Source organism: Streptomyces sp. AC555_RSS877 (assembly GCF_019049245.1).
GTDB lineage: Bacteria > Actinomycetota > Actinomycetes > Streptomycetales > Streptomycetaceae > Streptomyces.
In genome coordinates this window covers 1-15,170 of the sequence record NZ_JAGMUK010000040.1, presented here as the reverse complement: position 1 = coordinate 15,170, position 15,170 = coordinate 1, and the positions used below count along the sequence as shown (strand labels likewise).

Sequence of the window (15,170 nt, the reverse complement as noted above, 5' to 3'; positions counted from 1 at the left end):
GCTGCTCAAAGGGGTGCCTTTCACGCTTGGGCGAAGGTCTGACGCTGGGCGCCTAGGCCGTCGATGGCGAGCTCGACGGTGTCGCCGGGGCGGAGGTAGGGGGTGGCGGGGAGGCCGAGGGCCACGCCTGCGGGAGTACCGGTGTTGATCACGTCGCCCGGTTCCAGGACCATGTACTGGCTCAGGTACGACACGAGGTGGTCGACCGCGAAGATCATGTCGCCGGCATGGCCCTGTTGCCGTTTCACACCGTTGACGCTCAGGTGCAGGGCTAGGTTCCGCGGGTCGCCGATCTCGTCGGCGGTGACGAGCCAGGGGCCGAGCGGGTTGAAGGTCTCGCAGGACTTGCCCAGGTCCCACTGGGACGAGTACTCCAGCTGGAACTCGCGCTCGGAGACGTCGTGGCTGATCGCGTACCCCGCGATCACGGCCCGCGCGGCCCCGGGGCCGTCGAGGTAGCGGGCCCGTCGTCCGATGACGACCGCGAGTTCGACCTCCCAGTCGGTCTTCACTGAGCCGCGGGGGATCAGCACCTCGTCGTACGGGCCGACGACCGTGCCCGGGTCTTTCATGAAGACCACCGGACGCGCGGGGATCGCCGCACCGGTCTCGGCGGCGTGATCGCGGTAGTTCAGACCGACGCAGACGATCTTGCCGGGGCGGGTGACGGGGGCGCCGACGCGCAGGCCGGCCGGGGCCAGCTCGGGCAGTTCCCCCGCCGTGACGGCCACGCGGGCCCGGTCGACTCCGCCCGAGGCCAGGAAGGCGCCGTCGATGTCCGGCGTCACGGACGACAGGTCCAGCAGCCGGCCGTCGTCGGTGCGGACGGCGGGACGCTCCTGTCCGGGGGCGCCGACTCGTAGAAGTTTCACTGGGCGTCTCCTTGCCATGGGTGGTTGTCAGGTGGCTGTCGCCGAGGGGTCAGATGCCAGATCTCGGTCAGGTCGGACCAGTTGCCCCCGGTGCCGGTATCGGCCCAGGGCTCCTGGCAGGGGCCGGTGAGCTTCCACCAGGCTTGGGTGGCCGCGTCGGCGCCGATCGCGGCCATGTCGGACGCGAAGTCGTCGCCGTGGTACTCGAAGTAGCCGAACAGCGTGTTCTCGCGCAGAAAGATGCTGTAGTTGCGGATGTTCGCAGCCCTCAGCGCGGCCTCGACGCCCGGCCATACCTCGGAGTGCAGGCGCAGATACAGGTCACGGTGCTCCGGCCGCAGGCGGATCGTCTGGGCAACGCGTTTCATCGGGGTCCTTCCGGTGAGTGCGGGCGGCGTTGCCGGACAGCCCGCCATGCGCCTGCTGGTGACCCACTGGCGTGGCCGTCCGCACGGCGTGGGGCTTGGCACGACGCCGACGTCAGGGAACGCCGGTTGAATACGGCGGCGGCGCCAAGGGTGCCGCTGCCGCCTCACTCCTTCGTCGCGCCGGCGAGCATGCCGGACACGAGAGCGCGTTGGGAGAAGAGGAACACGATCAGAACGGGGACGATGGTCACCAGGGTGGCCAGCGCCAGTTCGGGCCGCATGATCTGGCTTCCCGTGCCGCTGGAAGTGTTGAACAGCGGTGAGGCGGCGAGCAGGTTGTTCAGCCCCACCTGCGCCGGATACTGGGAGCTGTCGGGCAGCATCACGAACGGCAGGAAGAAGTTGTTCCAGTTGCCGACGAAGTTGAAGAAGCCGACCAGGGCGATCACGGGCTTGGCCAGCGGCATCGCGATGAGACGGAAGACCTGCCACTCCGAGCACCCGTCGATCCGCGCGGCGGACAGCAGGTCGGAGGGGACGTTGGAGGAGAAGTAGATGTAGGTGAGGTAGACCCCGAACGGGAAGAACGAGAAGGGCAGGATCACCGACCAGATCGTGCCGTCCAGGTGCACGGCGTTCATTCCCAGGTACAGGGGCAGCACCATCGCGGCCGTCGGCATGAGCATCACGAGCATCGTGATGGTCAGCAGCATCCGTCGCCCGATGAACTGGGTGAGAGCCAGCGCGTACCCGGCGGGGATCGACGTCACCAGGGTCACGGCCAGCGCGCCGAACGTGTAGAGCGCCGAGTTCAGCAGCCAGGTGAGGATGGCGCCGTCCTGGAACGCGTAGAGGTGGTGCCAGGTGTCGGCGACCGCGCCGAGAGAGCCGAAGGAGAACGGGCTGTCCCGCACGATCTGGCTGTCGGTCTTGGTCGGGGCCAGCAGGAGCCACACCACCGGCACACAGAAGAACAGCAGGGACACGCCCATGACGATGAGCCAGGCCAGCCGGGCGGCCAGTGAGCTTGGGCGGCGCTTGCGGCGCATGGGCTTCCTCGGACTGGTGCGGGCGCCGGCGGCATGGGGCGGCGGGGTTCGACGGGCTGTGGCCGTGGAAACTGTGGTCATCCTTCGTCCCTGTCGAACAGGCCGGTACGGAAGACGACGAGCGCCGCGCAGGCGAGGCCCAGGATGAGGAGGTCGACGGAGAGCGCCGCCGCGCCGTTGAAGTCGCCTGCCTGGAAGGCGTACTGGTAGGAGAGCTGGTTCGGTGACCAGCTGTCGGGGATCATGCCCCAGCTGGCGAGGGAGACCAGTTGCGGCTCGACGAAGAGCTGGGTGCCGGCCGCGAAGGCCAGGATCAGCATGTACGCGATCCACTTGGTGATCATCGGGATCTGGATGCGCAGAGCGATCTGGAGCGTGTTGGCGCCGTCGATGCGGGCGGCCTCCAGGATCTCGTCGGGGATGCTGTTGAGCGCGCCGTACATGACCACGATCCAGCCGCCGGCCCCGGTCCAGAAGGCGATGACGGTGAAGAGCACCGGCAGGTGACCGGGGGCGTTGACCTGGGCGAGGGTGTTCCAGCCGAAGCTCTGCAGCAGCCAGCCGACGGGGCTGGCCGCCGGGTCGAGGAGGATCAGGAAGAGCAGGACGCTCGCCACCCCGGCGAGGGCCCCCGGCAGGTAGAACAGGAACCGCAAGGTGGTGGAGGCCCTGCGCATGCGGCCGTGCAGCATCAGGGAGAGCAGCACCACCAGAATCATCAGACTGGCCAGCCACACCACCAGGTACAGGCCGATGTGGAGGAAGGCCGGTCCGAAGCGGTAGTCGGCGAACGTCCGGGTGAAGTTGCCGAGTCCGACGAGCTGGTTGCGGGAGTTGGACAGCGCCAGCCACACCGCGTAGCAGGTGGGCAGGACGCCGAAGGCGAGCAGGAGGAGGACATAGCCGGAGACGAAGACGTAACCGGCGCGTCCGACCGGGTTGCGGGCCGAGCGGCCGCCGCGGCGGCCGCTCCGCTCCGTTGCTAGGTGGGTGGTCATCGGTCCGCTTCGCTAGTTGACGGTGTATCCGAGGGACTTGGCCTTGTCGGTGATGGCCGTCTGCCAGGTGCCCAGGGTGTCGGTGAGGGTCTTGCCCGAGTTCAGGGCCGGGATCACGGTGGAGGAGTAGATCGCTTCCTGGCTGTACCGGGTGGCGGACCAGCCGGGCCAGATCAGTTCCGCGGACTCCTTGAAGACGGGGCCGACGTCCTCGGCGAAGTAGCCGGTCTTCTTCTGGTTGGCGAGCCAGGTGACCGCGGCCTTCTTGTACGCGGGGTAGGTGGCCGCGGTGCTCTGGTAGGCGTCGGAGGTCGCCATCCAGGTCACCAGGTCGGAAGCCGCCTTGAGGTTCTTGCTGTGGGAGGAGACGAACCACAGACCACCGCCGACGTTGCCGGTGTAGTTCTTGGCGTCGCCCTCGAACTTCAGCGGTGAGGCGGCGGCGATCTGCCCCTTGGGAATCTTGAAGGTGGAGTTGAAGAGCACCTGGCCGTACCAGGAAGGGCCGGGGAGCATGAGGACCTTGCTCGCCTTGTTCTTGATGAAGCCGGCGCTGAAGACGGTGTCCTTGGAGACCGAGCCCTTGGCGATCAGGCTGTCGAGCAGCTTGGCCATCCGGGTGCACTTGGAATCCTGCAGGTCGACCTTGACCTTCTTGGCGCCGGTCGCCGTGCTGGCAGGGCACTGGCTCGCCCAGAAGTACACCTCGGGGCTCCAGGCGTCCCCGGCGGTTCCGACCAGGTAGCCGGGGTGCTCCTTGGCGACCTTCTTGCCGAGTGCCTGGTACTCCTCCCAGGTGGTCGGGACGGAGTACCCGAACTTGTCCATGAGCCTCTGGTTGTACCAGAGCACGTTCTGGGCCAGGTCGTTGCGCAGGCAGTAGGTGTCGCCGTTGAAGGTGCAGGGATTCAGCGCGCCGTCCGCGAAGCCCTTCAGCGTGGACTGGGAGATCACGTCCTGGTTGACGGGTGCGGCATAGGGGGTCTTGCCCTGGGAGGCCCAGCTGGCGTCGTTGACATTGGCGCTGAAGGCGACGTCGGGCCACCCGCTGCCGGTCCGGTCGAACAGCTGGACCTTGGTCTGCAGGTCGTTGGCGCCGTTGGCGTCCCCGCTGTATGTGACGATCTTGATCTTCGCGTCCGGGTGCGCCTTCTGGTACGCCTGCACGCCGGGCACACGGGTGGCGTCCGCCCAGACCGTGATCTCGCTGCCTTCCTTCTGCGCGACGGGTTTGAAGGCGCCCGGGGAGGCAGTCGTCGCGGGTGTGGGGTCCGCGCTGCCGCAGGCGGCGAGCGCGAGCAGGGAGACGGCGCCCAGGACAGCGACGGCCGTGTGTCTGAGCTGGCGGCGGGAGGAAACCGGAACGTCGTCGTTCATGACTGACCTCAGATCTTGGAAAATGGCGCACAGCGGTGAGAGGCGCCGCGTTCGGGGTGTTCGGGACAGGCGGTCGGGCCTGGGGCTCCGGTCATCAGGCCCGGGGCGGGGTGACGGTCTCCTTGTCGACAAATGCCTGAAGGACGGGAGGGTAGTCCAGGCCCGCCGGGAGGGCGACGCCCGGACCGGTGGGGGCATGGACGAGGCCGTGGGCGTCGATGCCGCTCTCACGGCTGATGGGATTGCCCATGACCAGCGACTCGTAGTAAGTGGTGTTCGAGATGGCCATGCACAGGTGCCGGTTGGGGATCTCCGGCCCGTGCACCTCGGCGCGCAGCCGGTAGGCGTCGGCGAGGTGGGCGGTGCGCATCGCGCCGGTGAACCCGCCGCGCAGTTGGGTGGAGGCGCGGACTCCGAAGGTCGCAGCGCCGGCCTGGATGAAATCCGCCGAGTTCATGTGCGCCCCGTCGGAGGTCTCGGCCACGAGGAGGGGGACGGCCACCGCGTCGGCGAGACGTTTGTACGCGGTGACACTGAACTCCCTCATCGGCTCCTCGTACCAGAGGTAGTCGGCGTCCGAGAGAGCGTGCCCGAGATGGATCGCGTCGGGGAGGTCGAAGCCCGCCGACCCGTCGAACATCAGCGGGATGTCGTCCCCCACATGTTCACGCAAAGCCACCGAGAGGCGGGCGTCGCGGCGGGCGTCACCCCAGGCGTGGAGCTTGATGGCCGGGTAGCCGAGCTCCAGGGCCTGGTCGGCAATGTCCAGGTACTCCTCGATCGAGGAGTAGGTGACAGTGGAGGCGTAGGCGGGTATCGAGGTGCGGTAACCGCCGAGCATCTGCCAGGTGGGCCGGTCGGCGAGTCGTCCGGCCAGGTCCCACAGCGCGGTGTCGACCAGACCCAGCAGATAGAGCGGCAGTTCCTCCGTGCGGTCCAGCTCCCACATGCGGTGCCAGAGCCATTCCCGCTGCAGGGGATCCTGCCCCACCAACTCCGCGCGCAGTACGCGGTCCAGCAGGTCCGCCAGGATGACCCCACTGCCCCGCCGAGGCGACATCGCCACCCCCTCGACCCCTTCGTCCGTGCAGATGCGCAGCACCGCGGCCTCACCCTCGGACGGGCTGCCCAGGAGTCCGTCCCGCCAGACGAAGGGCGGACTGGCTCCCGGCACCCGGACCGGATGGCACTCGACTTCGGCAATGCGCACGGCTTGCACCCCTTGTGGCGGGAAGTACTGCTGCGAAATTTTCGTGTAACGTAAGTCGTCATACGAATGCTGTCAAGAAGTCCCACGCAGTAGACTCGCCGCCATCCGCATCAGCAAGGGGGACCCACATGGCCAAGGACAGTGCCGGCAGAGCAGGGGAGCCTCCCGTCCTCAAGCCCTGGCCCAAGCGTCCGGCCCGACTGGCCCAGGCCGTCATGGAGAGCCTCACCGACACGATCGTGTCGGGCGTCATCCCGCCGGGCTCGACCCTGCCGGTCGAACCCGAGCTCTGCGAGACGTTCGGCGTCAGCCGCATCACCGTCCGCGAGGCGGTCAAGTCCCTGGAGGCCAAGGGGCTGGTCCTCGCCCGGCAGGGCTACGGCACCACCGTCACCCCGCCCGAGGAATGGAACCTCCTCGACCCCGTCGTGCTCGCCGCAACCGTCCAGCATGACGACCAGCTCGTCGTCCTCGACCAGCTGGTCGACATCCGGTCGACGCTGGAAGCCCAGATGACGGCCCAGGCCGCGGAGCTGGCCACCGACGACGACCTGCGCGCCATCGAGCGGCTGCTCGCCCGGCTCGACGAGGAGACCGTCCTGCCGGCGCGCTTCATCGAGACCGATGTGGCCTTCCACGACCGGATCATGCAGGCGTCCCACAACAGGCTCGGGCGTTCCATCATCCGGATCCTCCACGCCCAGGCGCGCACGACGTTCCTGTACAACGGCACCCCGGACGCGACCGCGTGCGAGCGGGCCAACGCGGAGCACCGCGCGGTCGCCGAGCGGCTGCTGGACCGGGACTCCGAGGGGGCCGCGCAGGCCATGGCGGCCCACATCCAGACCGCGTGGAGCCGCCGCCGCTTGCCGAACGTGAGCCCCCCCGCCTCCTGAGAGCACTCCCACCGATCCGCCCCCGAGCCAGACAGGCCGGGGGCGTTCGCATGCCCAGGTCCGGTGTCCAGGTCCGGCCGAGTCGGCCGCGCGCGAACTATTGACGAAATTCGTATGACGTCTAATGTTACATCGCTATTACCCCTTCCCCCTCTTGCCGCTGGGCTCTCCGCCACCAAGAGCACCGGGCCCCCTGAACCTCCCGGAAGGTGTCACATGCGACCCACCCGCATACGTCCCGCGCTTCCTGACCGTCTCAGGTCATGGCTGGCCACAGCCGCCGTCCTCACTGCCTCGTCCGCGGCAGTCCTCACCCAGGCCGGCCCCGCCTTCGCCGCCGGCACGACGCTCTACGCCGCACCGAACGGCTCCGGCACCGCCTGCTCCACGAGCCAGCCGTGCTCCCTCACCCAGGCCAAGACCCAGGTGCGGGCGAGCAACGACGCCATGACAGGTGACATCACGGTCGAGCTCGCCGACGGCACCTACCGGCTCTCCTCGCCCCTCGCCTTCACCTCGGCGGACTCCGGCACAGGCGGCCACACGGTGAACTGGAAGGCCGCCCTGGGCGCCCATCCCGTCATCACCGGAGCGCAGAAGGCCACCGGCTGGATCGTGCAGGACTCGGCCAAGAACATCTGGAAGAGCAACGTCGGCACCGGCTTCGACACCCGCCATCTGTCCGTCGACGGCGTCCTGGCCACCAGGGCCCGCGCCGACGTCACCCGCTCCCACCTGACCGCGACCACCAACGGCTACACCTTCACCAACAGCTCGCTGAGCTACCTCAACAGCCTCGCGCACCCCGGCCGGACCGAGATCCACGGCATCGGATCCTTCACCGACCGCTATGCCCCGGTGACCAACATCAGCAGCGGCACCATCACCATGGCCCAGCCCTCGTGGGACAACAACACGTTCGGCTACGACACCCTGACGAGCCCCTTCCACGACGGCCCCCTCTACATCGAGAACGCCTACGAGTTCCTTGACACGGCCGGCGAGTGGTACCTCGACACCGCTACCGGCACCCTGTACTACAAGCCGCTCACCGGGCAGGACATGAGTGAGGCCGACGTCGAGGTGCCGAAGCTGGAGTCGCTCATCGGCGTCGGAGGCACGTACTCCTCCCCCGCCACCCACATCGCCTTCTCAGGGCTGCAGTTCTCGGGCACCAGCTGGCTGAACCCCACCGCCCACGGCTACGCCAGCCAGCAGACCGGCGCGTACATCTCCGGTACCTGGGACCGCCCGTCGGACGCGCTGACCTCGTGCCAGAGCGGCTGCCCGCTCTTCGAAGCAACCCGCCCCCACTGGGACCAGATGCCCTCCGCCGTCCAGGTCTCGGCCGCCGACCACATCACGTTCACCGGCAACCAGTTCACCCAGCTCGGACAGAGCGGCCTCGGCATCGGCAACGACGCGGGCGCCCACACCACCGGCGTGGGGCTCGGCGCCGACACCATCACCGCGACCGGCAACGTCTTCACCCAGGACGCGGGCGGCGGCATCGTCGTCGGCGGCATCCAGGCAAACGCGCACCACCCCAGTGACAGCCGGATGACCAACCAGAACATCACACTCAGCAACAACCTCATCCACGACGTGGCGTTGGAGTACCGCGACATGTCGGCCATCCTCGTCACCTACGTGAACGGCGCGACCGTCTCGCACAACGAGGTGTACAACCTGCCCTACTCCGGCATCACCATCGGCTACGGCTGGGGCGTCAACGACATAGGCGGCAGCCAGGACTACGTCAACCGGGGCCTGTACAGCTACCAGCCCACCTACACCACCGCGACCACCGCCGCGAACAACGACGTCACCGACAACTACATCCACGACCTCATGCAGCAGATGACCGACGGCGGCTGCATGTACACCCTGTCGGCGTCACCGGGCAGCACCTTCGAACGCAACTACTGCCACAGCAACAACGGTTGGTTCGGCTTCTACCACGACGAGGGCTCCCGGAACTTCACGGACACCAACAACGTCTTCCGCAACACCGGCCGCTGGGCCCAGCAGAACAGCACCTCGGTCAACAACACCGGCGCCCTGACCCTGACCGACAACTGGACGAGCAACAGTTCCTCGATCATCACCAACACCGACGGCCGCGGTAACGTGGTGAGCGGCACCGTCGTCGTCAGCAACGGCAACTGGCCGTCAGCCGCCAAGACGGTCATGAACAACGCCGGTATCCAGCCCCTGTACCGTCCGCTGACCACCGACCCCGTCAGCTCCCCCTACAGCGCCTACTCCTCCACCCCCGCCAACACCGGCCAGAGCGGCGGCCACTTCACGATCACCGACGCGGGCAAGGACATCTGGGGTGCCGGCGGACAGCACGACGACGAGTACGGCACCGTCTTCCGAAACGGGGCAGCTGTCGATGGCACGTCAGTGACCGCCCGGGTCGACAACCTGGACAACACCAACGGCTGGGCCAAGGCCGGCGTCGTCCTGCGCAACGACCTCACGAACGACGGCTCCTCCGCCGGATACGCGGCTGTGGTGGTGACCCCGAACAACGGAGTCAGCTTCCAGCGGGACTCCAACGCCGACGGCTACCTCGACCAGCTCACCAACACCGCTGCCACCGTCAAGGCACCGGTCTGGTTGCGGCTCACCCGCACCGCCACCCAGGTGTCCGCCCACTACTCCACCGACGGATCCACCTTCACCCAGGTCGGCTCGACGGTGACCCTGCCGTCCATGGCCGCCACCCAGGACGCCGGTGTCATCCACACGGCCCACAGCACCACCGCCGGCAGCGCGACCTTCAGCAACCTGCGCATCGTCACCTCTCCCTACAAGGCATACGGTTCGATTCCGGCCGCCGTCAGCCAAAGCGGCGGAGTGACCTCCCTGACCAGCGCGGGCATCGACGTATGGCGCTCCGGCACGGCATACGACGACGAGTACGCCGCCGCCTACCAGACGGGGGCCGCCGGAACGTCCTCGACCGTCACCGTCCGCGTCGCCAGTCAGGACAAGACCAACAGCTGGGCCAAAGCCGGCCTCATGCTGCGAAACAACATCGCCTCCGCCGGCTCGTCCACCGGGTACCTCGTCCTCGCCACCACCCCCGGCAACGGAATAGCCCTGTCGTCGGACTCCAACGGTGACGGCTACCTCGACACCAACACCATCAAGACCGGAAGCGCCACCGTCGCCCCGGTCTGGCTCCGCCTGGTCAGGAGCGGCACGTCGGTCACCGGCTCCTACTCCGCCGACGGCACCACCTGGACCACTGTCGGAACCGCGACACTGACCGGGGCGAACAGCACCCTGGACGCGGGCATGTTCTCCACGGCCCACGCCGGAAGTATCGGCACCGCGACCTTCAGCCAGTTCTCCGTCAGCTGACGAAGCGGTCCGGGTCACGAGCCCCGAAACGTGCTCCGCGTGGGCCGCTGCGGTGCGCGCGTGGCCCACCGCAGCGGCCGGGCGAGTCGGCCTGTTCAAACAGGGCGGATCCTGATCGCCGACAGCGGATGCGCCGACGCCGAGCGGCCCGCCACGGCCCGCGCGCCCGGAGTTCGCCGGACGGCTTTCGCCTCGGAAGGACGCGGGCTACCTACTTCCCCCAGAAGGCGTCCTCGGCCACCTGGTCGCCGGAGAACAGCCACATCTCGACGATCTTGCCGTCCTTGACGCGCAGAACATCCACGCCGTCCATGCTCATGGACGCGTCCTCGCGCCGCCCGGCGAAGTGGATCGAGGCGGCCACCATGTCGCCGTTGCCCATGAGGGCGTGGATGGCGTCGATGGCGAATGAGCCCCGGCTCGCCTCCATCATCCCGCCGAGCATCGCGAAGACGGCGTCGCGCCCCTTGCGCTCACCGGAAAACTGGTTGGCGCCCGGCTGATGCCAGACGATCTCCTCGTCCAGAAGCTCGCCCACCTTGGCGAGGTCACCCTTCTGGACGGCCTGGAAGTACTCACGCGCGATGTCGACGTTCTTGCTGGTCATGACAACACTCCTTAGGCCTCTGACATGGAGGCGGTACAACTACCGTTACGGGTGGGGTGCGAGGCGCGACGTGCGCGACTCGGGATGGATCAACGACGCGCGGTCAGGTTTCGGCAGACCTGCTCCTCGGTTCGTCCTCGACCGGCCTGCCCGCCGAGAAGAGCGTGACCCTGGGATGCGCGCGCCCTCGATCCGCAGCAGGTCGACACCGTTGAAGTAGACATGTGCCGCGACCTGCGAGCTCCTGCTGCAGCTCCATACTCACCATCGGTAACCAGTCACCTCAACGTAACCAATGGGGTGGTGTGACGCACGACACATCGACTCCGACGGCCTGGAGTACTCGCCGGCAGTGCCCAGGCCGACGCGAGCACCGGCCGGAAGGCGCTCAGGCCATGACCACCTGCCCGCGCGAAGACGTGGACGACAACAAGCGCCGGGTGACAGGGATTTGCAGCACCCCCGACCGGGCCCGGCGCGCCGCCAGTTCGTGGCTCAGGAGCAGACCTCCGCGGGGACGCGTCATCACCCTGCCCGGGTCCGGTCCGCCGCTGCCCGGTGCGGGCGACTACCGCATCCCGAGGTGCGTCCATAACGGCCTCACCCCCTCCATTCATCCGATCTATTGACTCCTTCGCACACTGTGTCCCGGTTGCTTGGTCCAGAGGATTGAGTGGGTCACAGGCCATGAGCAAGAGGTTTCTGTCGATCCTCTAGACAGACTCAGCCCTTAAGCTTGTTAATAGATCCGATGTCACTCCGGCGAAACACACCATGCGGGTGGTCTCCCCCCCTGCTCCCCGTCTGAGGTGACTAGCCACTCCGTTCAGCCCGGTTTGTCGAGCCGCAGCACGGTGCGTTGTCACGCGAAGAGTTAGGAAGGCACGTTGTCAGAGCCGATCAGCCGTAGAGGGGATGCCCGCCGGCATGGCGGTCCGCCGAGGGCGGGCTTCGCTCTCCATCCGTGCCCTTTATCCGTGCAGGAGCTCCTGATGCCCTGCGCGCCGTCATGCTCCTACCGACCGCCTCCCTGAGTGCGCTCCCGACACATCGCCGGATGGTCCGCCCAGGCCGCTCCGTCACCGTGACCGCGCATCCCGGTTTCACCGGCACCGCCGACGGTGACCGAACCCGGCCATGCGGCTTCCGCCAGGCACCCGCCCGGCCGGCAGGTTCCTGCGGAGCACCGTTTCACAGCAACTCTGACCACCGTGCATGCCCCGGCGCCCAGGCCGTCGACTGCCGTCTGGGATGTCGTCACCGCAGTCAATGCCATCGATCCACAGGAGTGGGCCATGTCCTCACGCAGAATGACTCGCCGTACGCTTCTCGCCGCGGCGGGTGCGGCGACCACCGCGACCGCCCTGCCGATCATCCCCGGCTTCTCCGGCCTCCTGTCGCAGGCGGCCGCCGCGGACGCGCAGACCAACCTGGGCAAGATGGTCGACATGCGGTTCGGCATGTTCAACCACTTCAGCCTGGGCACGTTCACGAACCAGGAGTGGGCCGAACCCCACCAGAGCCCCACCCTTTTCGCTCCCCCGAGCGTCAACTGCGCGCAGTGGGCTGACGCGGCGGTCGCCGCGAAGATGAGGTACGGCATCCTGACCACCAAGCATCACGACGGTTTCGCCCTGTGGCCGAGCGCCTATGGCACCCAGAACGTCGCGAACAGTTCCTACAAGCAGGACGTGGTGCGGGCGTACTGCGATGCGTTCCGGGCGAAGGGGCTGAAGGTCGGGTTCTACTACTCGATCTGGGACCGTACCTTCGGCGTCGAGGCGTGGGAGAGCCGGCACAAGGTGACCGGGCTGGACATCACCGATGCCATCAAGCCCGACCACATGACCTTCATGCTCGGCCAGATTCGCGAGTTGCTCACCAACTACGGCACCGTCGACCTGTTCATGACTGATGGTTACGCATGGCAGATGGGTCAGCAGGCCGTCTCCTACCAGAGGATCCGTTCGCTGGTGAAGGAGCTGCAGCCGGACTGCGTCATGATCGACATCGGCGGGCTGTCGGAGCCCTTCCTCAGCGACGCGATCTTCTTCGAGGAGCCGCTGGGCGTCACGGCGCCGGCGGGCAACACCTACGCCGGCATGCAGGGACAGACCATCAGCAACGGCTGGTTCTGGCACCCCTCCACCCCGACCGAGGGCCTGATGAGCAGAGCCGCGATTCTGTCGCACCTGGCCGATCTGGAGCCGAAGTACACCTCGTTCATCCTCAACTGCCCGCCCAACCGCAACGGCCTGCTGGACACCAACGTCGTCAACCGGCTCACCGAGGTCGGCGCGGCCTGGAGCCCGAACACCTCTCGGCCGCCGCTGCCCGCCCAACTGCTGCGCGCCGAGCACCCCGTCACACCGGTCAGCGCGTACGCCACCGGTTTCCACACCGGCGAGGGACCGCTCCACGCCATCGACGGACTCAGCGACGTCCGCTACGAGACCTGCTGGTCGACCTGGGGCCTGTCACTACCGCAGACCATCACCATCGACCTGGGCGGCGTGTGGAGCAACGTCTCCACCCTGGAGTACCTGCCCAAGCAGTGGAACCGCGACGACTCCACCGACGGCGACATCACCTCGTACACCATCCTGACCAGCACCGACGGTGTCACCTTCGCTCAGGTCGCCACCGGCACCTGGGCCGGCAACCGTAAGACCAAGCTGGTCGAGTGGCCCAACCGGAACGTGGGCTTCGTACGGATTCGGGTCGACGCGGCCACCGGCGGCTACGCCAACATCAGCGGCGTCAGGATCGGCGGCCGGTCGGTCAGGCCGGCGCTGGTGTCCACCACGCTGCCCGGCGACGGTACCGTCTACCGGCTGGTCGCCCGGCACAGTGGCAAGGTCGCCGACGTGGAGGGCGCGCGCACCGCCAACGGCACCAACGTCGATCAGTGGCCATGGCTCAACCAGACGAACCAGAAGTGGACCTTCACCGGTACCGGCGACGGCTACTACAAGATCAAGGGTGTGGGCAGCGGCAAGCTTCTGGAGGTCGCGGGCCTCTCGCGCGCGGACGGCGGCAACGTCGGCATCTGGGGAGACGCCGGCGCCCCCCAGCAGCACTGGGCCGTCACGCCCACCGGTGACGGAACCTACTTCCTCATCAACCGCTACAGCGGGCTTTGCCTCGGCGTCGACGAGGGCAGCACCGCCGACGGAGCCAACATCGAACAGCAGCCGTACGCGTCACAGACGCGGCAGCAATGGCAGATCATCCCGTCCTGACCTGCCCTCCGCCCCTCTCCCCCGCCACGGCCTGCCCTGCTGAACGCGAACGGCCACAAGGCGATCGTGCTCGACGGGCTTTGGGCGCCTGGTACTTCAACAGATATCTCGGCCCGCTCGTGAGGAAGGGCTCTCTTGCGGTGGTCAGCGCCTAACACTCGCTCGACTCCGGCCGGGTGGAGGTGCTTACCGGAGCGCCTTCCGCGTGACCTGATGTTCGTTCGACCGACTCCTCCGGGGAATTCGCACACGTCGAAAGTGCGGCGGGGTCGGTCGATCCGGATCTTTCACCACCCGCTCCCGGATATGCCATACGTTCACCAGTGAGATGCCGAGCTCACCGATAACAGTCACGTGTGTCTTCCCTGTGCGCTCCCAGACCACGCTCACGCAGAGCCACCATCGAGCGCTCCGTGACCTCCGCCACCGAACCCAGCGCGGAGATCCCGACCACGAGATTCCGCAGTCGGTAGTACTCGGTGATCGGCGAGGAAACACGGTCGAACACCTCAAGCCGCTTGCGAACCGTTGCCTCGGTGTCGTCCTGTCGCTGGTGCAGGCCGCCGCCGCACACGTCGCACACGTCGCACAGCCCGGGCTCCTGCGGCGCGTGGTGCGTCACGTGGAAGAGGTGGCTGCTGTCGTCCCGGCAGACCCGCCGGCCGGCAATGCGCGTGACGGCCTCCTCGTGCGGCAGTACCAGATCCAGGACCACCTCGAGCGAGTGCCGTCGTCCTTCAGCAGTTGGTCGAGCGCTTCGGCCTGGAACACACTGCGTGGAAAGCCGTCCAGCAGGAAGCCGTCGACGGCGTCCGGCTGCTTCATCCGGGACCTCGCCATGCCGATCGTGATCTCGTCCGGTACCAACTGCCCAGCTCGCATGTACTCCTGCGCCTGCTTGCCCAGCTCCGTGCCTTGACGAATGTTCACCCGGAACAGGTCTCCCGTGGAGACGTGCGGAACGGAAAGGTTCTTGGCCAGGTACGCGGCTTGCGTACCCTTCCCTGCGCCGGGCAGCCCGACCAGCACGATGCGCATCAGCGGAGAACTCCTTCATGGTCGTGCGGCAGTTGGCCGTGATCAGCCCTTGCGGGTCGTGATCTCCTCGGTGAGCTGGGGGACGACGTCGAAGAGGTCGCCGACGACGCCGTAGTCGACGAGGTCGAAGATCGGGGC

At 67.5% G+C, this 15,170-nt stretch carries 10 protein-coding genes and 1 pseudogene; 3 read left to right on the top strand and 8 right to left on the bottom strand.

What is annotated here, in order from left to right; all coding sequences use genetic code 11:
- Positions 1-20: 20 nt before the first annotated feature.
- The 6 genes from KUM49_RS17385 to KUM49_RS17360 all read right to left on the bottom strand — a co-directional run bounded on the left by KUM49_RS17385 (position 21) and on the right by KUM49_RS17360 (position 5,874).
- Positions 21-872, bottom strand: coding sequence for a fumarylacetoacetate hydrolase family protein (locus KUM49_RS17385; protein WP_217237758.1), 852 nt, complete (start codon positions 870-872; stop codon positions 21-23).
- Positions 869-1,240 carry an L-rhamnose mutarotase gene (locus KUM49_RS17380; protein ID WP_217237757.1) on the bottom strand — a complete coding sequence of 124 codons (372 nt, stop codon included), beginning with the start codon at positions 1,238-1,240 and terminating at the stop codon, positions 869-871. The genes KUM49_RS17385 and KUM49_RS17380 overlap by 4 nt, the downstream gene beginning before the upstream one ends.
- Positions 1,241-1,404: 164 nt before the next feature.
- Positions 1,405-2,289: a carbohydrate ABC transporter permease gene (locus tag KUM49_RS17375; RefSeq protein WP_217237756.1), complete on the bottom strand. Its 885-nt coding sequence runs from the start codon at positions 2,287-2,289 to the stop codon at positions 1,405-1,407.
- Positions 2,290-2,366: 77 nt separating this feature from the next.
- Positions 2,367-3,287, bottom strand: a complete 921-nt coding sequence (locus KUM49_RS17370; protein WP_217237755.1) for a carbohydrate ABC transporter permease — start codon at positions 3,285-3,287, stop codon at positions 2,367-2,369.
- 12 nt (positions 3,288-3,299) lie between these two features.
- Positions 3,300-4,664 (bottom strand): ABC transporter substrate-binding protein, encoded by a 1,365-nt coding sequence (locus KUM49_RS17365; protein ID WP_217237754.1) that lies wholly within the window; start codon positions 4,662-4,664, stop codon positions 3,300-3,302.
- Positions 4,665-4,758: 94 nt separating this feature from the next.
- Entirely contained in the window at positions 4,759-5,874 is a 1,116-nt protein-coding gene (locus KUM49_RS17360) for an enolase C-terminal domain-like protein (protein WP_217237753.1), read from the bottom strand.
- Positions 5,875-6,002: 128 nt separating this feature from the next.
- Between KUM49_RS17360 and KUM49_RS17355 the strand changes: the two genes are divergently transcribed.
- Together KUM49_RS17355 and KUM49_RS17350 are read left to right on the top strand one after the other, a co-directional pair.
- Positions 6,003-6,770: a FadR/GntR family transcriptional regulator gene (locus KUM49_RS17355; protein ID WP_217237752.1), complete on the top strand. Its 768-nt coding sequence runs from the start codon at positions 6,003-6,005 to the stop codon at positions 6,768-6,770.
- A gap of 216 nt (positions 6,771-6,986) precedes the next feature.
- The gene (locus tag KUM49_RS17350) at positions 6,987-10,145 is read left to right on the top strand and encodes a DUF1349 domain-containing protein (RefSeq protein ID WP_217237751.1); all 3,159 of its coding nucleotides are present in this window, start codon (positions 6,987-6,989) and stop codon (positions 10,143-10,145) included.
- 211 nt (positions 10,146-10,356) lie between these two features.
- Here KUM49_RS17350 and KUM49_RS17345 read toward each other — a convergent pair whose 3' ends face one another.
- Positions 10,357-10,752 carry a nuclear transport factor 2 family protein gene (locus tag KUM49_RS17345; protein ID WP_217237750.1) on the bottom strand — a complete coding sequence of 132 codons (396 nt, stop codon included), beginning with the start codon at positions 10,750-10,752 and terminating at the stop codon, positions 10,357-10,359.
- A gap of 1,295 nt (positions 10,753-12,047) precedes the next feature.
- Between KUM49_RS17345 and KUM49_RS17340 the strand changes: the two genes are divergently transcribed.
- Complete coding sequence (locus KUM49_RS17340) at positions 12,048-13,994, top strand: RICIN domain-containing protein (protein WP_217237749.1); 1,947 nt, start codon at positions 12,048-12,050, stop codon at positions 13,992-13,994.
- A gap of 337 nt (positions 13,995-14,331) precedes the next feature.
- On the opposite strand, the pseudogene KUM49_RS17335 reads toward KUM49_RS17340, so the two are convergent.
- Positions 14,332-15,032: pseudogene (locus tag KUM49_RS17335) on the bottom strand (adenylate kinase).
- Between the last annotated feature and the right edge of the window lie 138 nt (positions 15,033-15,170).